Source organism: Acidovorax sp. FG42 (assembly GCF_057809195.1).
Map to the genome: position 1 here is coordinate 147,365 of NZ_JBMDJM010000010.1, position 22,375 is coordinate 169,739.

Annotated in this window: 21 protein-coding genes; 7 read left to right on the forward strand and 14 right to left on the reverse strand. The window is 66.1% G+C overall.

Annotation, left to right across the window (positions count from 1 at the left end; translation table 11 throughout):
• Positions 1-17: 17 nt before the first annotated feature.
• The 10 genes from ACODSM_RS12645 to gspG form a co-directional block, all read right to left on the reverse strand.
• The gene (locus ACODSM_RS12645; protein WP_110961377.1) at positions 18-1,406 is read right to left on the reverse strand and encodes a GspE/PulE family protein; all 1,389 of its coding nucleotides are present in this window, start codon (positions 1,404-1,406) and stop codon (positions 18-20) included.
• Between the two features lie 19 nt (positions 1,407-1,425).
• The gene (gene gspD, locus ACODSM_RS12650) at positions 1,426-3,708 is read right to left on the reverse strand and encodes a type II secretion system secretin GspD (RefSeq protein ID WP_488805488.1); all 2,283 of its coding nucleotides are present in this window, start codon (positions 3,706-3,708) and stop codon (positions 1,426-1,428) included.
• 4 nt (positions 3,709-3,712) lie between these two features.
• The gene (gspN, locus tag ACODSM_RS12655; RefSeq protein ID WP_260666293.1) at positions 3,713-4,525 is read right to left on the reverse strand and encodes a type II secretion system protein N; all 813 of its coding nucleotides are present in this window, start codon (positions 4,523-4,525) and stop codon (positions 3,713-3,715) included.
• Between the two features lie 41 nt (positions 4,526-4,566).
• On the reverse strand, positions 4,567-5,115 hold the full coding sequence (locus ACODSM_RS12660; RefSeq protein WP_488805489.1) for a type II secretion system protein M: 549 nt from the start codon (positions 5,113-5,115) through the stop codon (positions 4,567-4,569).
• A complete protein-coding gene (gene gspL / locus ACODSM_RS12665) occupies positions 5,112-6,398 on the reverse strand; it encodes a type II secretion system protein GspL (protein ID WP_488805490.1) in 1,287 nt (428 codons plus the stop codon). Before gspL ends, ACODSM_RS12660 begins: the two co-directional genes overlap by 4 nt.
• 83 nt (positions 6,399-6,481) lie before the next feature.
• The gene (gene gspK / locus ACODSM_RS12670) at positions 6,482-7,459 is read right to left on the reverse strand and encodes a type II secretion system minor pseudopilin GspK (protein ID WP_488805507.1); all 978 of its coding nucleotides are present in this window, start codon (positions 7,457-7,459) and stop codon (positions 6,482-6,484) included.
• Positions 7,460-7,557: 98 nt separating this feature from the next.
• Entirely contained in the window at positions 7,558-8,379 is an 822-nt protein-coding gene (locus ACODSM_RS12675) for a PulJ/GspJ family protein (RefSeq protein WP_488805491.1), read from the reverse strand.
• Positions 8,379-8,753, reverse strand: coding sequence for a type II secretion system minor pseudopilin GspI (gene gspI, locus ACODSM_RS12680; RefSeq protein WP_060984497.1), 375 nt, complete (start codon positions 8,751-8,753; stop codon positions 8,379-8,381). The genes ACODSM_RS12675 and gspI overlap by 1 nt, the downstream gene beginning before the upstream one ends.
• On the reverse strand, positions 8,750-9,262 hold the full coding sequence (locus ACODSM_RS12685; RefSeq protein ID WP_110961369.1) for a prepilin-type N-terminal cleavage/methylation domain-containing protein: 513 nt from the start codon (positions 9,260-9,262) through the stop codon (positions 8,750-8,752). Before ACODSM_RS12685 ends, gspI begins: the two co-directional genes overlap by 4 nt.
• Positions 9,263-9,290: 28 nt before the next feature.
• Positions 9,291-9,731 carry a type II secretion system major pseudopilin GspG gene (gspG, locus tag ACODSM_RS12690; protein ID WP_015012575.1) on the reverse strand — a complete coding sequence of 147 codons (441 nt, stop codon included), beginning with the start codon at positions 9,729-9,731 and terminating at the stop codon, positions 9,291-9,293.
• Positions 9,732-9,803: 72 nt separating this feature from the next.
• Here gspG and ACODSM_RS12695 point away from each other — a divergent pair, with 72 nt between their 5' ends.
• Positions 9,804-10,253: a type II secretion system protein N gene (locus ACODSM_RS12695; RefSeq protein ID WP_488805492.1), complete on the forward strand. Its 450-nt coding sequence runs from the start codon at positions 9,804-9,806 to the stop codon at positions 10,251-10,253.
• 20 nt (positions 10,254-10,273) lie between these two features.
• Here the strand turns inward: ACODSM_RS12695 and ACODSM_RS12700 are convergent, their stop codons facing one another.
• The 3 genes from ACODSM_RS12700 to ilvA form a co-directional block, all read right to left on the reverse strand.
• Positions 10,274-10,867 (reverse strand): histidine phosphatase family protein, encoded by a 594-nt coding sequence (locus ACODSM_RS12700; RefSeq protein WP_488805493.1) that lies wholly within the window; start codon positions 10,865-10,867, stop codon positions 10,274-10,276.
• Positions 10,864-11,670 (reverse strand): adenosylcobinamide-GDP ribazoletransferase, encoded by an 807-nt coding sequence (cobS, locus tag ACODSM_RS12705; protein ID WP_488805494.1) that lies wholly within the window; start codon positions 11,668-11,670, stop codon positions 10,864-10,866. The genes ACODSM_RS12700 and cobS overlap by 4 nt, the downstream gene beginning before the upstream one ends.
• Positions 11,671-11,750: 80 nt before the next feature.
• Positions 11,751-13,310, reverse strand: a complete 1,560-nt coding sequence (ilvA, locus tag ACODSM_RS12710) for a threonine ammonia-lyase, biosynthetic (RefSeq protein ID WP_060984500.1) — start codon at positions 13,308-13,310, stop codon at positions 11,751-11,753.
• A 377-nt stretch (positions 13,311-13,687) separates the two neighbouring features.
• On the opposite strand from ilvA, the gene ACODSM_RS12715 reads away from it, so the two are divergent.
• On the forward strand, positions 13,688-14,137 hold the full coding sequence (locus ACODSM_RS12715; protein WP_099731207.1) for an OsmC family protein: 450 nt from the start codon (positions 13,688-13,690) through the stop codon (positions 14,135-14,137).
• A 95-nt stretch (positions 14,138-14,232) separates the two neighbouring features.
• Here the strand turns inward: ACODSM_RS12715 and coq7 are convergent, their stop codons facing one another.
• Complete coding sequence (gene coq7 / locus ACODSM_RS12720) at positions 14,233-14,850, reverse strand: 2-polyprenyl-3-methyl-6-methoxy-1,4-benzoquinone monooxygenase (RefSeq protein ID WP_488805495.1); 618 nt, start codon at positions 14,848-14,850, stop codon at positions 14,233-14,235.
• Positions 14,851-15,165: 315 nt separating this feature from the next.
• Between coq7 and ACODSM_RS12725 the strand changes: the two genes are divergently transcribed.
• From ACODSM_RS12725 to ACODSM_RS12745, 5 genes are all read left to right on the forward strand, one after another.
• Positions 15,166-16,212, forward strand: a complete 1,047-nt coding sequence (locus ACODSM_RS12725) for a porin (protein ID WP_110961364.1) — start codon at positions 15,166-15,168, stop codon at positions 16,210-16,212.
• Positions 16,213-16,717: 505 nt separating this feature from the next.
• On the forward strand, positions 16,718-18,298 hold the full coding sequence (locus ACODSM_RS12730) for an ABC transporter substrate-binding protein (RefSeq protein WP_209816155.1): 1,581 nt from the start codon (positions 16,718-16,720) through the stop codon (positions 18,296-18,298).
• A 137-nt stretch (positions 18,299-18,435) separates the two neighbouring features.
• Positions 18,436-19,416, forward strand: a complete 981-nt coding sequence (locus ACODSM_RS12735; RefSeq protein WP_015012584.1) for an ABC transporter permease — start codon at positions 18,436-18,438, stop codon at positions 19,414-19,416.
• Positions 19,416-20,633, forward strand: coding sequence for a M20 aminoacylase family protein (locus tag ACODSM_RS12740; protein WP_060986071.1), 1,218 nt, complete (start codon positions 19,416-19,418; stop codon positions 20,631-20,633). The genes ACODSM_RS12735 and ACODSM_RS12740 overlap by 1 nt, the downstream gene beginning before the upstream one ends.
• 111 nt (positions 20,634-20,744) lie before the next feature.
• A complete protein-coding gene (locus tag ACODSM_RS12745) occupies positions 20,745-22,328 on the forward strand; it encodes an ABC transporter substrate-binding protein (RefSeq protein ID WP_060986070.1) in 1,584 nt (527 codons plus the stop codon).
• The last annotated feature ends 47 nt before the right edge of the window (positions 22,329-22,375 follow it).

Here is a 22,375-nt window from a genome sequence, read left to right on the forward strand (position 1 = left end):
ATCAGATGTATAGCAAATCAGTCCCGCGTCACCCGCAGCACTTCTTCGCGGCTGGTGATGCCGGCGGCAATCAGGCGTTCGCCGTCTTCGCGCATCAGTGCCATGCCATCGGCCATGGCGGCGGCGCGGATGTCGGCCTCTGACGCCTGGGCGTGGATTTGCGCGCGGATCGCGTCCGTGGTCACCAGCAGCTCGAACACGCCTGTGCGGCCGGTGTAGCCGGTCTGGCCGCAGTGCTCGCAGCCCGCGCCGTGGCAGTGGCTGCAGAACTTGCGCACCAGGCGCTGGGCCAGAACACCGAGCAATGACGACGACAACAGGAACGGCTCCACGCCCATGTCCGTCAGGCGCGTCACGGCGCTGGCCGCATCGTTGGTGTGCAGCGTGGCCAGCACCAGGTGGCCGGTGAGCGACGCCTGGATGGCGATCTGCGCGGTCTCAAAGTCGCGGATTTCGCCGATCATGATGATGTCCGGGTCCTGCCGCAGGATGGCGCGCAGGGCCTTGGCAAAGGTCAGCTCGATCTTGCTGTTGACCTGGGTTTGCCCCACGCCGGGCAGCTCGTACTCGATGGGGTCTTCCACCGTCATGATGTTGTTGCGCGTGGCGTCGAGCCGGCCCAGCGCCGCGTACAGCGTGGTGGTCTTGCCCGAGCCCGTGGGGCCGGTGACCAGGATGATGCCGTGCGGCTGGCCGATCAGGCCCTCGAAGCGGTGCAGGGTGTCGCCCTGCATGCCCACGGCTTCCAGGCTCAGCTTGCTTTCGCTCTTGTCCAGCAGGCGCAGCACCGCGCGTTCGCCATGGGCGCTGGGCAGGGTGGAAACGCGCACGTCGATGGCTCGGGTGCCCAGGCGCAGGCTGATGCGGCCGTCCTGGGGCAGGCGTTTTTCGCTGATGTCCAGGTCGGCCATGATCTTCAGGCGCGAGATCAGGGCCGCGTGCAGCGCGCGGTTGGGCTGCACCACTTCGCGCAGCGTGCCGTCCACCCGAAAGCGCACGCTGCTGTGGCGCTCGTAAGGCTCGATGTGGATGTCGCTCGCGCCGTCGCGTGCGGCCTGTGTGAGCAGGGCGTTGAGCATGCGGATGATGGGCGCGTCGCCAGCGGACTCCAGCAGGTCTTCCACCGCCGGTAGCTCCTGCATCATGCGAGAGAGGTCGGCATCGCTCTCGACCTCGCTCACCACGGTGGCAGCGCTCGATTCGCTGTGCGAATAGGCTGCGCTGATGCGCTGGGCCAGGGCCGGGGCATCCAGCGGCAGCAGTTGCTGCACCGGGTGCTTGCGCAGCACTTCGGACAGCGCGCCCGCGTCGGGGCTGGGGCCGTGCCACAGCACCAGCTGGTGGCCGTCGTCCTCCAGCAGCAGCTGGGCGGTGCGGGCAAAGGCGTAGGGCAGGGGGTGGCGCATGGGGGCGGCTCTTCTCTTCTCAGCGTGGCGAAGTCTCTGCGGGCAGCGGGGCGAGCGGCTGCGCAGGCACCGTGGCTGCGCCGGGCTCTGCGCGCTGTGGCAGCGCGGGCAGGATGGGAGCGCCCGACACCGACTTCATCACCACGCTGGGCGCGGGCTGCGTGTTCTGCTGCAGCGCGCGGATGGCCTCGTAGCGGTCCATCATCAGCGCATCGCTGGTGGCGTTGTCGCGCACCACAATGGGGCGCAGGAACACCATCAGGTTGGTCTTGTTGCGGGTACGGTTCTCGCTGCGGAACAGGTTGCCCAGCACCGGGATGTCGCCCATCACCGGAACCTTGTCCTGGCCTTGCGAGTAGCTGTCTTCCAGCAGGCCGCCGATCACGATGATGTTGCCGTCGTCCACCACCACGTTCGACTCGATGGAGCGCTTGCTGGTGGTGGGGCCGTTGGCGTTGCTCAGCGTGGCGGTGTCGATCTTGGAGACCTCCTGGTAGATGGCCATCTTCACGGTGCCGTTCTCGCTGATTTGCGGGCGCACCTTGAGCATCAGGCCCACGTCCTTGCGCTCCACCGTGGTGAACGGGTTCACCGTGCTGCTGCCCGTGCTGTTGGCGTACGAGCCGGTCACGAACGGCACGTTGTTGCCGATGATGATGCGCGCCTCTTCGTTGTCCAGCGTCATCAGGTTGGGGGTGGAGAGCACATTGGCGTCGCCGCTGTTCTGCAGAAAGTTCGCCAGCGCGCCCAGGTAGTACTGGCCGTTGACGCGCGGCGCCAGCGCCAGGTTCAGCCCCTTGCCCAGCGAGCTGGCCGCCGAGGCGATGGAGGTGGTGGAGCCCGAGGCCAGCGCGGCCGTGACTCCCAGGATGTTGGCGCCCGCCTGGCCGGAGTTGGTGCCGATCACGCCCACGGTGCCATCACCGTTCTTGCCCAGAACGCCCTGCCACTGGATGCCGAACTCGGCCACCTTGTTGGCGGAGACCTCGACGATCAGGCTCTCGACCAACACCTGCGCGCGGCGGCCGTCGAGCTTGTCGATCACGTCGCGCAGCTGGCGGTACAGCGGCTCGGGCGCCGTGATGATGAGTGAGTTGGTGGTGGGGTCGGCCTGGATCTGCCCGCCAGTGGAGGGCTGGTTGTTGTTGGTACTGCTGGTGCCCATGGCGCTCGCGCTGGAGCCCAGGCCGCCGGTGCTACTGTTGCTGCCGGACGAGCTGCCGTTGGTGGACAGCATGCCGCCGGTGCTCAGCCCCGTGCTGGGTGCGGGCGCGCTGGCACCGCCACCGCCACTGGCCGCGCCGCCATTGTTGCCGCCCATGGCCGCCATGGCGGCGCGCAGGGTGGTGGCCAGCTTGGTGGCGTCGGCGTTCTTGAGGTAGACCACATGGATGTTGCCGCTGGCGGCGCTGCTGCCCGGCGCAGGCGCCTGGTCCAGCTGGGCCACCAGCGCGCGCACCTGGGCCACGCGGGCCGGGTTGGCGGCGCGCAGGATCAGCGAGTTGCTGCGCGGCTCGGCAATCAGGGTGGTTTTGAACGACGTGTCGGCTTGGCCGGGCGCGGCCGCAGCGGCGGCGCCCCCGTTGGCGCTGCCACCGTCGATCAGGCGCGACACCAGCGGTGCCAGGTCGCTGGCAATCGCGTTCTTGAGCGGAATCACCTCCACATCGCTGGCGTTGGACACATCCATGGCCGCCACGATGCGCGCCAGGCGCTGCAGGTTGTCGGCGTAGTCGGTGATCACCAGCGAGTTGTTGCCGGGGTTCACGTTGATGGTGTTGTTGGGGCTGATGAGCGGGCGCAGCACCGGCACCAGGTTGGCCGCGTTCTCGAAGTTGAGCTTGAAGATCTGCGTGACGATCTGCCCACCGCCGGGTGCGCTGCCCGCGTTGCCCTGCACCACGCTCACGCTGCCGCCCTGCAGCTTGGCGTCGGCCTCGGGCACCACCTTGTACAGGCCCGCCGCCTCCACCACCGTGAAGCCCTGCAGCCGCAGCGCGGCCAGGAACTGCTGGAACGCGGCGGCGGGTGTCACGGCGCGCTCGGTCACCAGGTTGAGCTGGCCTTTCACGCGCGGGTCCACCACCACGTTGCGGCCAGTGATGGTGGCCATGGTGCGGGCCACGGCCTCGATCTCGGCGTTGGCAAAGTTGAGCGTGACGGGTTCGCTGGGGCGCACGCTGCCGGTGCGGGTGTCTACTGCCGTTTGGGCGCCAATTTGGCCGCTGGCGCAGGTAAGTATTGCGCTGGCAGCTATTGTTTTGAGAGTAAAGCGCAGGCGTGGAGCAAACAGGAAAGTCATAGATTCAACCCACGGTGATGATGGAGCGCGCGCCATTGCGCCGTCCGATGATGTTCAGAAGATTGGACAGTGCGGCCTCCCGCTCGGGGGCGGCACTGGCCTCGCCCGCAAAGCGCAGGCGGTTGCCCACCCACTGGCCGCTGCCGCTGAGTTGCAAGGCCCCGTCGAGGGTGCTGAGGGCGAGCGTGGGCACCTCGCCGCCCTGCAGCACCAGCCGGTAGCTGCCCATGGGGCGCAGGGTGGACAGGCGTGAGGACATGGCCCGCGCATCCAGCTGGGCCTCGCCCGACAGCACCATGCGGCCAGCGGCCCATTGCACGGCCAGCGCGCGGGTCTGCAGCGCCAGCTGGCCCTGCGGCTGTAGCGTGTTCCAGGGGGTGCCCAGGCCCGCCAGCAACGCGGCGGGCCACTGGCTCTGGCCGTCGGCCAGGGTGATTTGCGGGCCGGCCCAGCGCAGGTGCACCTGGGCTTGCAGGGGCTCCGCCGTGCAGCAGCCCGCTTGCAGCCGGGCGCGCAGGCCGCCCCAGGTGGGGCGCAGCTGCCAGTCCACCCGGCCGGGGAGGGCGGCGCTGTCTTTGCTGGCCTGGCCGCCGGTCAACACCAGCTGGGCCGATCCGGTCCACACCGTGCCGCGTGGCTGCAGCAACTGCACCTGCCCCTGGGTGGCGCGGGCCACGCCGCCGGCCAGCCAGTGCGCGGGCGCAAAGGCCACCACGGCGGGCAGCACGCCCACCAGCGCACCGGCCCATGCCCAGCCCCACGCTGTGCGGGGGGCGGAGCGGGGGGCGGGGCGTGTCGGACGGAGGTTGCGGGCCACGGTGGGGAGGGTGTCGTTCAGGGCGGTGACGGAGCGGCGGGTCAGCGGGCGGGTGCGGCGGGCAGGGCCAGCACCACGGTGCCATCCCAGCGGGGCATGGCCACGGGCGTGCTGCCCAGGGTGACGGGCGCATTGCCAGCCGGCGGCGCAGCGGTAGCGCTGCGGGTCAGGCGTGCTTCGAGCGGCGTGGCGCGGGCGTTGCTGCGGGCCTGGGCCAGCCACTGGGCCAGCGCGTCGGCCGATGCGCCTTTGAGCGTGACCGTGGCCCGGTCGCCCGCCACGTTGAGCTGGGCCGTATTGCCCAAGCGCTGCGTGAGGGCGGTGCGCAGCGCGCCTACGGCATCGCCGGGGCTGGTGGCGGGGGTGGCCTGCAGCTGCTGGGCCTCGGCCTGCAGGCTTTGCATGCGCTGCAGTTGGGCATCGAGTGCGGCGTGCCGTGCGGGCGCGGCACGCAAGGTGCCGAGTGCGGGGGCGACGGCCACCCACCACAGCAGGGCCAACGCCACCACGGTGCTGGCGGCCAGCACCAGGTTCTGCTCGCGGGGCGCCAGGGCTTTCCAGCGGTCCTGGAGGGCGGAGGGTTGGGTCATGGGCTCACCTCGGTGCGCAGCAACAGGCTGCCATCGTCCATGCGGGCGCGGTAGCCGGCGGCTTGCAGGCGGCCAGACGCCACAGCTTCTTCATCGGGCGCCAGCGTCACGCCGCGCAGGCGCAGCTCGCCGGGCGTGTATTCGATGCTGCTGGGCAGGCGGCCATCGGGCAAGGCGGCGCCGGCCGCTGCCAGCAGCGGCTCCAGGTCGCGCGCCGACACGCTACCGGCGGCCTGCCGCAGCTGGGCGAGCTCGCGTTCCATCTGCACCGGCGCGTCGACCACCACCTGCACCTTGGGGAAGGTCTGGGCCAGGGTGTTGCGCACGCTGGCCTGCTTGGCGTTCAGTGCCTGCCGTTCTTGCCAGGCCCAGGCATTCAGCCCCACCAGGTGTGCCACCACCAGCACGCCAGCGCCCCAGCGGGCGGCACGCCACTGAGGCGCGTACAGCGCCGCGCTCAGCGCGCTGCCCACCTTGCGCAGCGCGCGGGTGCTGCTGGTGCTGGAGAGGTCGAACTGCGCCAGGTCCCAGTCGCCACGGGCGGCATCGAGCGCGCGCTGGCTGGTGGTGTGCAGGGCGATGCGTTGGCCTTGCTGGCCCAGGGTGCGTTCGGCCAGTGCAGCCACGGCGGGCTCGGCGCGGACCATGAGAGCCTGGTCTTCACCGGTGTCGGCGGCTGGCAAGCCTACGCGTGCCAGGGTCAGGGCCATGGGGGTCAGCGGCAGCACCGCCACGCCTTGGTCGGCGCCATGGCCGGTGAGCACCACATAGGCCTCTTCGGGCGTGCCCAGGGCACACAGCTCGGGCTGGCCGCTGCCCGTGGGGCCGGGCGCAAATTCGGGCACCACGCGGGCCACGCGGCGGCCTGCGGCCTCCAGCGCCTGCAGGTGTTCGCGCAGCCAGGCGCGGTCGCACACGGCCACCCACACCGGCTCGCCGGCCTGCGCACGACTTTGTGCGCCGGGTTGCAGCGCAAAGTGCAGCTGGCTGGCATCGTCCAGCACGCGGTCTTCGAGCAGGCCTTCGAGCACGGAGCGCAGCCGGGGCGTTTGCTGGCCGGCGCCCAGCGGCACACCGGCCGGCATGGTCACGCGCTGCCACGACAGCGCCCGTGCGGGCACCACGGCCACGACCTCGCCGCCGGGGCGGGTGGGCTCGGGCAGCAGGGCAGCGGGTGCGGTGGCGTGCTGGAGGGCGGAATGGCCGTCTGCCGTGAGCGTGTAGGCGTACTCGGAGGCGGGTCCCGGGCGTGCCGGCGGCAGGAAAAGGATCAGGGTGCTCATGGGCGGGTTTTGCGGGCCATTTTAGGGGGCGGGCGTGACGCAGCGGCGGTGTGGGTGGGTGCAGTGTGAGGGTTGTTACACCCTCAGCGCTGTGCCCCGGGCAGCAGTTGCGTGGTTTCCCGGTCGAAGGCGCCGCGTTCGCGCCACAGTGTGGTCACGTCGATGCCCTGTTTGCGCACCAAAGAGCGCTCGTCCACCATCGCATCGCCGAGCCGCAGGCGGCCCCGTACTTCAAAGTACGAAGAGGCCACGGCGTGGGCACTTTCGTTGATGTCGATGCTGGCGCCCACCAGGTCGCGCACGTCGCTGAGGGTGCGGAAGTGCCGCGCCTCGCGCGTCTGCACGATCTTCTGGGCCGTGGCGCTGTCCAGCCCGTCGATGGCGGCCATGAGCACGTTGATGTCGGCGGTGTTCAGATTGACTGGGGTGCGCACGGGCAGCAGCGTCACATGGGGGGCGAGCGCCGCCACCGTGGCCGGGGTCAGGCCCAGCCAGCCTAGCTGGCTCACGCTGGGGGGCAGCAGGGGGGCGGAGCCGCTGTCGGTGCCTGCACCCGCCTGCGCGCGGCGCAGGCCGTCGATGAGGGTGCTCAGCTGCTGGCCGGGCAGGCCCAGACGCTCGAACAGCCGGGTGAACTGCCGCAGTGCCACGGCCTGCACCTGCCCGCCTTCTGCGAGGTTGGTGATGTTCAGGCGGCCCTGCAGGTCGGTGATCTGGCCCGACAGGAAGGCTTCGGTGGTGTCGGTGCTCGCGTCGTCTACCTGCGTCACGTTCTTGTCGGCCGCGAGGAAGGTGGACAGGCGGGCCTCCTGCAAGGGAATGGCCCAGGGCTCAGCCAGGTGGTCGGCCCCGCCGGAGCGCCCGTCCTCGCGCAGGATCAGCCGCGACCAGTCGAGCGCGCCGATCAAGATCCACGCGGACTGCACGCGGCCGCGCTCGGCCGTCTCGACCTCCACCGCGCGCCACTGCTGCCACATCGCGGCGGCCGCAAAGGTGGCGACCAGCGTGACGGTGAGCATGGCGGCGAGCAGGGCGGCGCCGTGCGTCCTGAGCCTGGGCAATGGACGCTGCCGCAGCGGGTGCCACCGTGGAGCTGGCTTGGCCAGGCCACGGGTGGCGTCCCCCTGGGGGGATGCGGCGCAGCCGCTCAGGGGGGGACTCACGTTCTGCCTCCACCCAGCACGGGGTTGACCCAGTCACGCGTCAGCTGGCCCGCCAGCGCCTGGCCCGGGGGCAGGGTGATCTGCAGGCGGATGCCGTCCGGGATGGACGAGGTGCTGTCGCCCGTCGGGGTGCCTGTGCTCGACTGGGGGTTGGACCATGCACCGCCCCGGTAATAAAAGATCTGCCAGTTGTCCAGCGGCAGCAGCGTCACCTCGTAGCGCCGCTCGGCGTCGCCCGGCGTGCGCGCCCACTGGGCGGCCTGTTCCCAGGCCTGCCGCCAATCAGCACGGGTGCGCACTGGCGGCGACTGCCAGCGCAGCCACTGGCCCACGCCCTGGTTGTTGTTGCGGCGGGTCCAGGCCACCACCAGCGCACCCTCGTCGGGCACGGCGCTGCTGCGGCGGGTGAGGCGCAGCACCTGGCCGTCCCAGTCCAGCGGCGTGGTGTTGGCGATGGACACCAGGGCGTCCAGGTCCGTCCCCCACTGGCCCAGCGCGGCCTGCAGCACCAGCATCTCGTCCGCCCGCTGGCGTGTGGACTCCTGCGCCCGCACCATGCCATCTAGCCCGCGCCAGCTCAGGATGGCAATCAGCGCCATCACGCTGATGGCCACCAGCAGCTCGATGAGCGTGAAGCCGCGCGGGACCGTGCCCCCACTGCAGAGGCGCCGGCGCGAGGCCTGAGCAACTGGCGCGGCCCAGGCCAGCGGACGCCGCGCAAGGGCCGCCCCGCCGCGCTGGCGGCGTCCCCCTGCCCGCATTGCGCAGCAATGCGAGAGCGGGGGGAAGGCCCGCAGGGCCTCAGGGGGGTGTTCCATCAATACCTTCCAATGATGGTGGAAAGGCGCAGGATGGAGTTGTCCCCATCCAGCACCTGCGCATCGATGCGCCGAAAACTCGGGTTGGGCGTGGGCCGCACGATGGTCACCACCTGTAGCTGCCGCCCGGCCTGCTCGCAGGTCAGGCTGCTGTCACCCACGCTGGGCATCTGGCGCGAGAGTCGGGCCTTGACCAGCTCGTTCTCCGCGCACAGCTGCGCGAGCACGATGTCGGACTGCCGCAGGGCGTTGCGCGTGAGTGCCGTCGTTGCTTGCAGTCCCGCCATGAGGGCAATGGCCACGATGGCCAGCGCCACCAGCACTTCCACCAGCGTGAAGCCCCGGTGGCTGACAGGGGGGCGGCGCGTCCTCACTGCACCGCATCCACAGAAAACGGGCGCACTCCATCAGTGGCAATGCGCAGGGTGCGGTCGGGGGAGGACTGGTGGGTGATCAGCACCTGCTGCGGGCCGATCAGGGGCTCGGGGCCCAGTTGCAGCACCGCTGGTCCGCGCACCACGGTGCCGGGGTCCAGCCACTGGTTGGGCAGAGCGGCCTGCGCGCTGCGCGGCAGCCCTTCAAAACGGAACCCCCCCGGCAGCGCGCGCCACCGCACCGGGATGCCCCCGGCGCGCGACTGGGCGCGTGCGGATTCGAGCAGCGCCGCCAGCCGCGCGGCCTCCCGCTCCAGCTGCGTCTGCCCGCCATCGCGCATCGCCAGCCCCACGCCCGCCGTGGCCAGCGCCATGATGCTGATGACGACCAGCAACTCCAGGAGGGTGAAGCCCCTCTGAGCTGCTGCACGGCTTCTTCCGAAGAAGACGCCAGTGGCCTGGCAAAGCCAGTTCCATGGCGTCCCTCGCTGGGCGCGTGCCCGTTTCATGGGGCTGGGGCACCTTGGCAATGAGCGGTCACTGCCAGCTGCCAATATCGGCGTCCTTGCCTTCGCCGCCCGACTGGCCATCGGCGCCGAACGACATCACGTCGATCTCGCCCTTGATGCCGGGGTTGAGGTATTGATAGGGGCGGCCCCAGGGGTCGTTGGGCAGCTTTTCGAGGTACAGCTTCCAGTTGCCCGGCACGGGGCCCGCAGTGGGCTTGATGACCAGGGCTTGCAGGCCCTGTTCGGCCGTGGGGTAGCGCTGGTTGTCCAGGCGGTAGAGCTTGAGCGCCTGCATGATGTTGGTGATGTCGGTGCGGGCGGCCGTCACGCGGGCATCGTCGGCACGTTCGAGCACATTGGGCACGATCAGCGCGGCCAGCACGCCGATGATCACCAGCACCACCATCAGTTCGATGAGGGTGAAACCACGGGCCACGGACTTGGCAACGCGGCGCGGGGCGGAGCGCACGAGGAGGGAGAAAGAAGTGTTCACTGCTGGCGGTCTCTCGGATGGTCGAATCGCCTGAATCATAATCTCCGCATGGTGACCAATACGTACAGCAAATGGGGCGTCCGCCTGGGGACTCTGGTGCTCTGGGCAGCAGCCGGCGCCAGCGTGGTCTATTGGGGGCTGCGTCTGTCGGCGCCTTCGTCCGCATCCACCGCGCCGGCCGTGGCGCCCGCCCCGGTGGCCATGGACGCGCAGGCGCTGGCGCGTTTGCTGGGTGCTGCGCCTGCAGTCCCGGGCGTGGCAGCGCCGGTGGCACCCACCGCAAGCCGGTTCACGCTGATCGGGGTGCTGTCGGGGCGCACCAGCGGCGGCGGTGCGGCACTGATTGCCGTGGACGGCAAGCCCGCCAAGCCCTTCCGCGTGGGCGCTGCGGTGGACGAAGGCCTGGTGTTGCAGGCCCTGGGCCCCCGCCAGGCGCAACTGGGGACCAGTATGGGCGGACCCGCTACGGTGACGCTGGACATGCCGCTCAAGAACTAGGCATCTGCTGGCCTACAGCTTCAGGCCAGCTCCCTGATTTCCCATTCCCCCCAGCCCGGCGCCGCCACCGGCCAGTCTTCCGCGCGGGGCAGGGCGCTTTCTCCACGCTCCTGCAACCAAGCCACGCAGCGTGCCACCCCGGCGTGGGTGATCCACACCACATCCTTCGCTCCCTGGTTGGAGCGCCACTCCCGGGCGGTCTGCAGGGCGGCCGCCACGCGGTGCAGCATGTGGGCCAGGCTTTCGCCCCCGCCGGGTGCATGGGTGGCGAACCCGGCCACCCAGGCATCGATGGCGCTTTGGCCGATGGCGTCCCAGGTCTGCCCTTCCCAACGGCCGAAGTCCATCTCGCGCAGCCGGGCGTCGGGGGTAAGGGTCAAATCGGGTCTGAGCGCTTGTAATTCATGCGCTAGCAGCTCACATCTTTGTAGCGTGGAATAAACCACGAGGGCTCCAGCGGGCAGGGCTGTTGCCAGGCGCTCTGCTGCTGCGCGGGTGTCCTGCGCGTCGGCCGGCACGTCCAAAGCGCCGTAGCAGGTGCCTGGGGCAACCAGCGGGGCCGCATGGCGCACCAGCCACAGGCGGTTTTTGGCGGCGGCGGGAGGGGGCGTCATAGCCATCGCAGTGCGATGGCAGCGCCCAGGTAGAACCCGATCTCGCTCACCTGCTGCGTGGCGCCCAGGCAGTCGCCGGTGAAGCCTTGCAGCCGTCGGGCGAACCAGCGCGCCATCCAGGCCGCGCAGAGCGCGCTGAGAGCGATGGATGCTACCAAAAAGAGAGCTGATTGGGTATATCCCACTAGCACCAGGGGCGGAAAACACCATAAAAGCGCCGCAACCAGTGCCTGGCCGGAGATCTGATCGGCCAGCGGCTTGCTTTTGGAGCGCGCCGTATCACCCACATGCGGCAGGCTGCGCACGATGACCAGAGGCCAAAAGCGCGACAACACGTGCGCGCCGACCAGGGCCGCGAGTGCCACCGGCAGGCTATGCGCCCCCAGCAGCGCCAGCAGGCTGAGCTTGGCCAGCAACGCCAGCACCAGCGCCATGGCCCCGAAGGCGCCAATGCGCGAGTCCTTCATGATGTCCAGCGCGCGTTCGCGGTCGTAGCTGCCGCCCAGGCCGTCGGCCACGTCGGCCAGGCCGTCTTCATGAAAGCCGCCGGTCATCAGCACCGTGGCGATGGTGCAGAACACCGCCGCTACGGCCGGGGCCAGCGGGTTGGGCGCCAGCGCCCAGTGCAGCGCGGCATACACGGCCACAGACAGCAACGCCGCCAGCCAGCCAATGCCCGGAAAGTGCGCCGCGCTGGCCCGCAGCATGGCCGGGCTGTAGCCCACCCAGTTCGCCAGCCGCCCGGTGACGGGGATGCGGGTGAAGAACTGCACGGCCAGCAGGTAGTGGCGCAGGGCTTGCATGGTGTGCCGTAGGGGCTTGATGCTTCTGTTTTGATAGCTGCTAAGGCATGCTCAACAAGCGCTTGCAGTCATTTTTTGCATTATTTGGAGCGCAGGAACAGCCGGTAGGCCGGATTCAGTGTTTCTTCCACATAGGGGTAGCCCAGTGTGGCCAGGAAGGCGTCGAAGGCCGCCTTGTCTTCGGGCGGCACCTGCATGCCCACGAGGATGCGACCATAGTCCGCGCCCTGGTTGCGGTAGTGGAACAGGCTGATGTTCCAGGTTGGCTGCATCAGGCTCAAAAATTTGAGCAGCGCGCCGGGCCGCTCGGGGAAGGTGAAGCGCATCAGGCGCTCGTCCTGGGCCAGGGCCGAGTGTCCGCCCACCAGGTGGCGCAGGTGTTCCTTGGCCAGTTCGTCGTGCGTCAGGTCCAGCGCCTCGAAGCCGTGGCGGTTGAAGTTCTTGGCGATCTTTTCCGATTCGCCCTTGCCGTTGGTGGTCAGGCCTACAAACACATGGGCCCGGGCGGCGTCGCTGATGCGGTAGTTGAACTCGGTCACGTTGCGCGGGCCGCCGGGCAGTCCGCCCACCACCTCGCAAAAGCGGCGGAAGCTGCCGCGTTCTTCGGGGATGGTGACGGCGAGCAGCGCCTCGCGCTCCTCGCCCACCTCGGCGCGCTCGGCCACAAAGCGCAGCCGGTCGAAGTTCATGTTGGCGCCGCAAAGGATGGCGGCGTAGGTCTCGCCCTTGGTCTTGTTCTTGGCGACATATTGTTTAATGGCCGCCACTGCCAGCGCGCCAGCGGGCTCCACGATGCTGCGCGTGTCTACAAAGATGTCCTTGATGGCGGCGCAGACGGCGTCGGTATCGACGGTGATGTAGTCATCCACCAGGCCCTGCGCCACGCGGAAGGTTTCCTCGCCCACCAGCTTCACGGCGGTGCCGTCGGAGAACAGGCCCACATCGGCCAGCGTCACGCGCTTGTGCGCCTGCACCGACTGGATCATGGCGTCCGAGTCGTTCATCTGCACGCCGATCACCTTGATCTCGGGACGCACGGCTTTGATGTAGTTGGCCACACCCGAGATGAGTCCGCCGCCGCCAATGGCCACGAACACGGCATCGAGCTGGTTGCTGCCCAGGCTTTGCAGCTGGCGCAGGATCTCCATGGCGATGGTGCCCTGGCCAGCAATCACGTCCGGGTCGTCGAACGGGTGCACGAAGGTCAGGCCCTGTTCCTTTTCCAGCTGGACGGAATGGCCGTAGGCGTCGGAATAGCTCTCGCCAAACAGCACGACCTCGCCACCGAGCGTCTTCACGGCATCAATCTTGAGCTGCGGCGTGGTGGTTGGCATCACGATCACGGCGCGCGTGCCCAGCCGGTGGGCGCTCATGGCCACGCCCTGGGCATGGTTGCCGGCTGATGCGCAGATCACGCCGCGCTGCAGCTGCTCGGGCGTGAGGTGCGCCATCTTGTTATAGGCGCCCCGCAGCTTGAAGCTGAACACGGGCTGCTGGTCCTCGCGCTTGAGGAGCACCTTGTTGTGCAGACGGCGGCTGAGGTTCTTGGCGGGCTCCAGCGCCGACTCCACCGCCACGTCATACACGCGGGCAGTCAGGATTTTCTTGAGGTAGTCGGCGGGGGTGAGGTGCTGGGTCATGGCAGGTGCAGGAGGAGAGCCCCACCGGCGCAGGGCAGCGGGCGGGGGCCCACATCATAGGGCGTCGCCCTGGCGAGGGGCCGAGGCATCCGGGACGGCAGTCTGCTGTGGGTCTGTGCGAGCGGGCAAAAAAAAGCCCCGGGCCGTGAGGCCTGGGGCTAATCCATCCTTTGAGGAGATGGAGGAGACAATCGGTGCGAGGCAAGTGCCGGGTTCCGGGCTTCTTGCCGCCTGCCGGTTCCTTTCTGTTCGAAAGCGGCAGCGCATGGGCGAAGTTTAGCGCGAGTCTTGTTGCGATGCAGCAAAATTCGCATCAAATTCTTTTCGTTTCGGTTTTCCGTGCGAAAAAAACCACGTGTCACACAGGAGAAACACAAATGGAATGCACAGTCAGTTGGACCGGCGGGGCGGGAACCCGTTCCGGCATGGGTTTTGTGGCCGAAACCGGCAGCGGCCATGTTTTGACCATGGACGGCGCCCCCGATGCCGCCAACCCCGCCAACGGCGGCCAGAACTTGGCGCCCCGGCCCATGGAGACCGTGCTGGCGGGCACGGGCGGGTGCACCGCCTATGACGTGGTGCTGATCCTCAAGCGCGGCCGCCATGACGTGCGTGGCTGCAGCGTCAAGTTGACGACGGAACGTGCGCAGACCGACCCGAAAGTGTTCACCAAGATCCACATGCACTTCACCGTCACGGGCAAGGGCATTCCCCCGGCCGCCGTGGAGCGTGCGATTGCCATGAGCCATGACAAGTACTGCTCGGCCAGCATCATGCTGGGCAAGACAGCCGAAATCACCACCGGCTTCGAAGTGCTGGAGGCCTGAGGGGGGCGGCGTGTAGTGGTCTGGACTGCCAGGCTGAGCGGGTTGCGGCGCGTATGTTTTGGTACGCCTGCTGCCCGCGTGAACCAGCTTGGGGTTCAAAGATAGTGCGCCGTGGTGGTCATTACCTTCGCGGCGCCTTTCATGGCAATGCGCACCAGGGCGGGCAATTCCAGCGCACCGGCGGCGCGGGCCTGGTCTGCGTGCCGCTCCTCGTCCTGCTTCATCCGGGCGACCACGGCCTTTGACGCCTGGTCTTGCTCGGGAAGCCTGTCGAGGTGGCTTTGCAGATGCGCGGCCACCTGGGTTTCCGTCTCCACCACAAAACCCAGGTTGGCCCGGTCGCTGACCTTGGCAGCCACCAGCCCGAGCGCAAAAGCCCCTGCGAACCACAGAGGGTTGAGCAGGCTGGGGCGTGCGCCCAGTGCGTCCAGGCGCTGTTGTGTCCATGCCAAATGGTCGGTCTCTTCGCGCGCCGCTGCCTGCAGGTGGTCTCGCAGGGCGGGGTCACGGGTGACGGCCGCCTGCGCACTGTAGAGTGCCTGGGCGCACACCTCCCCCACATGGTTCACGCGCATCAGGGCTCCCGCGAGCTTTTTCTGCGCAGGATCCAGCGACGCCTCGGGCACGCCGTGTGCCGGTGTCTGTTCGGAAGCGCGGGGTTGGGCAAACAGTGTGCGCAGCGCGTTGTCTGCGGCTTTCAAAAAAGCGTCCATGGAAAGCTTTCGGGTGGCAATGGTGTCGAAACACAAATTGCACTTGGATACAAAAAACCACAAGACAAGGCACAGGAGTTGCATGCAGCAATCGTGATTTTGCCCGTGCGCACTGAAATGTTGCAACACTGCAACGAATTTCCCCTTTCGGGGCGATTGTGGGTGAATTCCTTTGCGAAACCGGTCCGGGTCTGGTGCAATAAGAGCAACTTCCCCACCAGGAGGTTGGCCCGGGAAACCGGCGGGACTGTGCAGGTGTTTTCACCATAGACCCCCCGTACCGGAGCCCGATGTTTAACCTTGGAGTAACTCGCAATGAAAAAATCCCTGATTGCCCTGGCTGTGCTGGCTGCTTCCGGCGCTGCAATGGCTCAATCTTCCGTGACCCTGTTCGGCGTGGTTGACGCAACCTACGCTTACGGTTCCGGCAGCGTCTCTAACAAGTCGCAACTGACGAACTCCGGCTACAACAGCAGCCGTCTGGGTTTCCGCGGCGTTGAAGACCTGGGTGGCGGCATGTCCGCTTCGTTCTGGCTCGAAGCTGGTCTGAACAACGACAACGGCACCGGCGGCGTTACCAACACCAACAACCAAGCAGCTACCAGCACTGGCGGCGGCCTGACTTTCAACCGTCGTTCGACGGTTAGCCTGAACGGCGGCTTCGGTGAAGTGCGTCTGGGCCGCGACTACACCCCCCAATTCTGGAACCTGACCGTGTTCGATCCGTTCGGCACGAACGGCGTGGGCACCACCCAAACCCTGAACTCCAGCCTGGGCGGTCCCACCACCATCCGCGCTTCGAACTCCATCGGCTACTTCCTGCCCGGCAACCTGGGTGGTTTCTATGGCCAAGCTCAGTACTACATGGGTGAGAACAACAGCAACGCTGCCAACAAGAAGGACGGCAACGGCCTGGCACTGCGCGCTGGTTACGCTAACGGCCCCATCAACGCCGCTATCGCTTTCTCCGAAACCAAGTTCCTGACGGGCAACATCAAGGCTGTGAACCTGGGCGGTCAATACGACCTGGGCATGGCTAAGATCATGGCTCACTACAACCAAGACAAGATCAGCGGCGGCAACGACGGCAAGGGCTTCCTGATCGGTGGTCTGATCCCCGTGGGCGCTGGCGAAGTTCGTCTGGCTTACTCCACCTACAAGATCGACACCGTTGGTGCTGATCCCCGTACGAACAAGCTGGCTCTGGGCTACGTGCACAACCTGTCCAAGCGCACGGCTCTGTACGCAACGTACGCTCACCTGACCAACAAGAACGGCGCTGCACAAGCTCTGAACGGCGCTGTGACTGGTGTGAACAGCAACTCCAACGGTTACGACTTCGGTATCCGTCACAGCTTCTAATATCGTCAGCTGGCTTTGGCCAGTTGTTGATACAAAAGCTTAAAAGCCGCCTTCGGGCGGCTTTTTTCATTTCTCGATTTGTTTTCGTGAGTCGGTTCGTTGCCTGCGACTCCCTGTGTATCGGCTCGGGTGGTCCAAAGCTGTCTCGTGGTTTGCGTGCTGAACCATGACTGCTCATGCAGACCTATACGTTTTGTGGGGCGACCGATTCCCCTCTGTTGAGTGCTTCCGTTGAGGCGGCCAGAAGGCCCGGTGGGTGGCAAGGCCACAGTGCAGTGCCGCTGCTCCCGGGTTGCTGAGTGGCAAAGGGATGTCCCCGCTGTAATCAGTGGCATGAGCCCACGCGGACAAGGTAAGGGGACGGTTTTAGCTGGCACCAACCTTGCATAAAGGACGCGCTGTCAGCGCAGATATAGGCCCTTCATAGCACCGGGGATTCAGGGATTTCCCGTTGGCTATAGAGCAACCTTTACTGCATAGTAAAACTTTTAATTCAGAGGGTTCCATGAAACTCAACCACAGTCTTTTGGCGGTGGCTGCGGCCGCCGCGCTGCTGTTTGCGCCATCACTGCAAGCCAAGCCCTTCAAATGGGCCAGTCAGGGGGAAATCGCGACCTGGGACATTCACTCCCAGAACAATGCGCTGCAAAACGGCCTTCATGCCAACGTGTATGAAAGCTTGGTGTACTACAACAGCAAGACGTTCGATGTGGAGCCCGTGCTGGCAACAGCCTGGAAGGAGATCAGCCCCACGCAGGTGCGTTTTACGCTGCGTCAGGGCGTCAAGTTCCATGATGGTTCGCCGCTGACCACCGACGATGCGGTGTACTCCATCCAGCGGGCCATGGCCAAAACGTCCAACTTCACTCCCTACGTGCAGGGCATCAGCAAAGTGGTGAAGGTGGATGCCCAGAACTTTGATGTGATCCTGTCCTCGCCCAACCCGGTGCTGCTGCGTCAGATGACCGAGTTGCGCATCATGAGCAAGGCATGGGCCGAAAAGAACAAGTCGGTAGAGCCCAAAGACATCAAGGGCACCGATGAGAACTTTGCCCACCGCAATGCCATGGGGACAGGGCCTTACACCCTCGAGTCGTGGCAGCCTGATGTGAAGATGGTGTTCAAGCGCAACCCCAACTGGTGGGGCAAGATGGACGGCAACGTGACCGAGATCGTCTATACGCCCATCAAGTCTGCAGCCACGCGCATTGCCGCGCTGCTGTCGGGTGAAGTGGATCTGGTACTCGATCCGTCACCCCAGGATCTGGGCCGCCTGCGCGCCAGCCCTGACCTGAAGGTGATTGACGGCGTAGAGAACCGCACGATCTTCCTGGGCATGGACCAGTTCCGCGAAGAACTCCCGGGCTCGAACATCAAGGGCAAGAACCCGCTCAAGGACGTGCGGGTGCGCAAGGCCCTCTATCAGGCGATTGATGCCGAAACCATCTCGCGCAACATCATGCGCGGCCTGGGCAAGCCCACCGGCACCATCGTGGCGCCACAAGTGGCCGGCTACACCGAGGCCGTGGGCAAGCGCTTCCCGTACAGCGTGGATGCGTCCAAGAAGCTGCTGGCCGAGGCTGGTTACCCCGATGGTTTTGAAGTGGATTTCGCCTGCCCCAACAACCGCTACATCAACGACGAAGCCATTTGCCAGGCCGTGACGGCGATGTGGGCGCGCGTCGGTGTGAAGGCCAAGCTGCGTACGCTGCCGCTGGTCAATTACTTCCCGATGATCCAGCGCTACGAAGCCAGCATCTACATGCTGGGCTGGGGTGTGCCGACGTTTGACGCGCTGTACAGCCTGCAATCGCTGGTGCGCACGGTGGGCCAAGGCGGTGACGGTAACTACAACGTGGGTCGCTACAGCAATCAGCGCATGGACTACCTGGTGGACCGCATCAAGGCCGAAACCGATGCGCCTGTGCGCGCGCGCATGCTGACCGAAGCACTGCAACTGTCCAACGACACCGTGTCCCACATTCCTCTGCATGACCAGGTGATCCCATGGGCCATGAAGAAGAACATCGAACTGGTGCACCGTGCCGATAACCGCGTGGACATGCGCACCGTCAAGGTGAACTGATTTATTCTTGACAGACTGAAAGCAAGGGCCGTGCGGCCCTTGCTTTCTTTGGTATATCTGACGATGTATTGACCCGCAGTGCCTCGGCCACCAAAAGTGGCGGTGGCACTTCCATCGAACACTCACTCGACTCTCTGATGCTTGCCTTTATATTGCGCCGCCTGATACAGGCTGTGATTGTCATGGTCACGGTGGCCTTCATCTCCTTCATGCTGTTCCAGTACGTGGGAGATCCCGTGGTGTTCCTGCTGGGCCAGGATGCCACCCCTGAGCAGATTCGCGAGCTGCGCAGCGCCCTTGGCCTGGACAAATCCTTCTTCGTGCAGTTCTGGCACTTTCTGGTGAATGCGGCGCAGGGCGAGTTTGGCCTGAGCCTGCGCCAAGGTGCCAAGGTATCGCGCCTGATTGCCGAGCGCTTCCCAGCCACGCTGGAGCTGGCGTTGGTCGCGGCCCTCCTCGCGCTGGTGATTGGTGTGCCGATGGGTGTGTATGCCGCCCTCAAGCGCGGCACCTTCACCAGCCAGCTGTTCATGACCCTGTCGCTGCTGGGCGTGTCCCTCCCCACCTTCCTGATCGGCATCTTGCTGATCCTGGTGTTTGCCGTGCACCTGGGCTGGTTCCCCAGCTTTGGCCGTGGCGAAGTGGTGCAGCTGGGCTGGTGGAGCACTGGCTTGCTCAAGGCGAAGGGTTGGCATCACATCACCTTGCCTGCGATCACACTGGCCATCTTCCAGCTCACGCTGATCATGCGTCTGGTGCGGGCTGAAATGCTGGAGGTGCTGCGCACCGACTACATCAAGTTCGCCCGGGCGCGTGGCCTGTCCAACCGGGCCATTCACTTTGGCCACGCCCTCAAGAACACGCTGGTGCCTGTGCTGACGATCACCGGTCTGCAACTGGGTGGCCTGATCGCTTTCGCCATCATCACCGAGACCGTGTTCCAGTGGCCGGGCATGGGCCTGCTGTTCATCCAGGCCGTCACGTTCGCCGACATCCCCGTGATGGCCGCTTACCTGTGCCTGATCGCGCTGATCTTCGTGGTCATCAACCTGGTGGTAGATCTGCTGTACTTCGCGGTGGATCCTCGCCTGCGCGTGGGCAAGGCAGGAGGCCACTGATGCAAGGCCCTCGTTTGAAAGCGGGTGGTCGCGCCTTCGCGCACATCGCGCAATACCACCCCGAGTTGACGGCGCTGCGCCGTGACCTGCACGCCCATCCCGAGCTGGGTTTTGAAGAGGTTTACACCAGCAAACGCGTCAAGGAAGCGCTGAAGCTCTGCGGTGTGGATGAGATCCACGACGGCATCGGGCGCACCGGCGTGGTGGGCGTCATCCGAGGGCGCAGCACGGCCAGCGGCAGCATGGTGGGCTTGCGCGCCGACATGGATGCCCTGCCGCTGACCGAACACAACGACTTTGCCTGGAAGTCCTGCAAGCAAGGACTCATGCACGGTTGCGGCCACGACGGCCACACCGCCATGCTGATCGGCGCCGCGCGCTACCTGGCGGAGACGCGCAACTTCGACGGCACCGCCGTGCTGGTGTTCCAGCCAGGCGAAGAAGGCTTTGCTGGTGCCCGCGTGATGATGGAAGACGGGTTGTTTGACCGCTTCCCGGTGCAGTCCATCTTTGCCATGCACAACTGGCCCGCGATGAAGCCCGGCACCGTCGGCATCAACGCCGGGCCCATGATGGCAGCTGCCGACCGCTTCACCGTTGAAATCACCGGGCGTGGCGGCCACGGCGCGCACGCCTACCAGACGGTAGACGTGGTGCTGGTCGCAGCCCACATCATCACTGCCGCACAGAGCATCGTGTCGCGCAACGTCCGGCCCATCGACAGTGCGGTGGTCAGCCTGTGCGCGATGCAGGCAGGCGACCTGGGGGCCTTCAGCGTGCTGCCCGGTACGGCCACGCTGGTAGGTACCGTGCGCACCTTTGACCCGCAGGTGCAGGAGATGGTGGAAAAGCGCCTCAAGGAGCTGTGCAGCGCCATTGCGCTGGGCTTCGGTGCCACGGCCACCGTGCACTACGAACGCATCTACCCCGCCACCATCAACAGCGAAAGCGAAGCCATCTTCGCGGGCGACGTGGCCGAATCCCTGCTGGGTGCCGACCACGTGGTGCGCGACCTGGAGCCCAGCATGGGCGCCGAGGACTTCTCTTTCATGCTGCAAAACAAGCCGGGCGCTTACCTGCGCATTGGCCAGGGCACGGGCGCAAGCGGCAGTGCGCTGCACAACAGCCGCTATGACTTCAACGACGACATCCTGCCACTGGGCGCTGCGCTGCATGCGAGCCTGATCGAGCAGGCCATGCCCCTGCCGGCAGTCTGACCGGATGTCCAGCCTTCATTGCTTGCACCGCCCGTTCGCGCAAACACGCTTTTCACCCACCGGAAGTCTTCGTACCCTTCCATCCCACCCTTTCACTACCAGGAGATTTCCATGAAATTCCAGAAAAAACTCGCTGTGACCGCTCTCTTCGCTGCGCTGGCTGCGGCGAGCGTGGTAGCCCAGGCCCAGACCGTGCGCATCGCCAACCAGGGCGATGCACTGTCGATGGACCCCCATTCGCTCAACGAATCCCTGCAGCTGAGCGTGACCAGCAACGTGTACGAACCCCTGGTGGGCCGCAACAAGGACCTGAGTCTGGCGCCCGCCCTGGCTACCAGCTGGAAGCAGATTGCCCCGACCGTGTGGCGCTTCGAACTGCGCAAGGGTGTGCAGTTCCATGACGGCACGCCGTTCACGGCCGACGACGTAGTGTTCAGCTTCGCCCGCATGAAGGGCGATGGCTCGGACATGAAGGCCACCAACAGCGACATCAAGCAGGTGCGCAAGATCGACGACCATACGGTCGAGATCGATACCGTCGCTCCCCAGCCCATCCTGCCAGACGTGATCACCACGTCCTACATGATGAGCAAGAAGTGGTGCGAGACTAACCAGGCCACCACCCCGGTGGACCGCCGCAAGGGCATCGAGAATGCCGCGTCATTCCGCGCCAACGGCACGGGCCCCTACCGCCTGCGTGAGCGCCAGCCCAACGTGCGCACGGTGTTTGTGCGCAACGGCGCCTACTGGGACAAGATTGAAGGCAACGCGACCGAGGTCGTCTTCACGCCCATCGGCAACGACGCCACCCGCGTGGCAGCCCTGCTGTCGGGTGAAGTGGACGTGATGGAGCCCGTGCCGGTGCAGGACATCGAGCGCATCAACAACAGCGCCAACGCCCGCGCTATCACCGGCCCCGAGCTGCGCACCATCTTCCTGGGCATGGACCAGAAGCGGGACGAGCTGCTGTACTCCAACGTCAAGGGCAAGAACCCCTTCAAGGACAAGCGCGTGCGCCAGGCCTTCTACCAGGCCATCGACATCGAAGGCATCAAGAAGACCGTGATGCGCGGTGCCTCCAACCCGTCCGCACTGATGGTGGGCCCTGGCATCAACGGCTTCCAGCCGGACGTCAAGCGACTGCCTTATGACGTCGAAGCCGCCAAGAAGCTCATGGCCGAAGCCGGTTACCCCAACGGCTTTGAGGTCACCATGAACTGCCCCAACGACCGTTATGTGAACGACGGCCGCATCTGCCAGACGGTGGCTGCGAACCTGTCGCGCATCAACGTCAAGATCAACCTCGCGGCTGAAACCAAGGGCACGTACTTCCCCAAGGTGCTGCGTCGTGACACCAGCTTCTACATGCTGGGCTGGACCCCCACCACGTACGACTCGCACAACGCCCTCAATGCGCTGATGATCTGCCCCGACGACAAGACCGGCGCAGGCCAGTTCAACCTGGGTGCGTACTGCAACCCCAAGCTGGACGAGCTGACCAAGAAGATCCTGGTCGAGACCGACAAGCCCAAGCGCGACGCCATGATCAAGGAAGCCTTTGAAGTGCACACCGCCGATGTGGGCCACCTGCCGCTGCACCAGCAGGCGCTGGCCTGGGGCGTGAGCAAGAAGGTTAAGCTCGTGCAGATGGCCGACAACTACATGCCGTTCAAGTGGATCACCGTGAGCAAGTGAGCCCGCGCTTTTCCTACTGATCGATACGACGACAACAACAAAGCCAC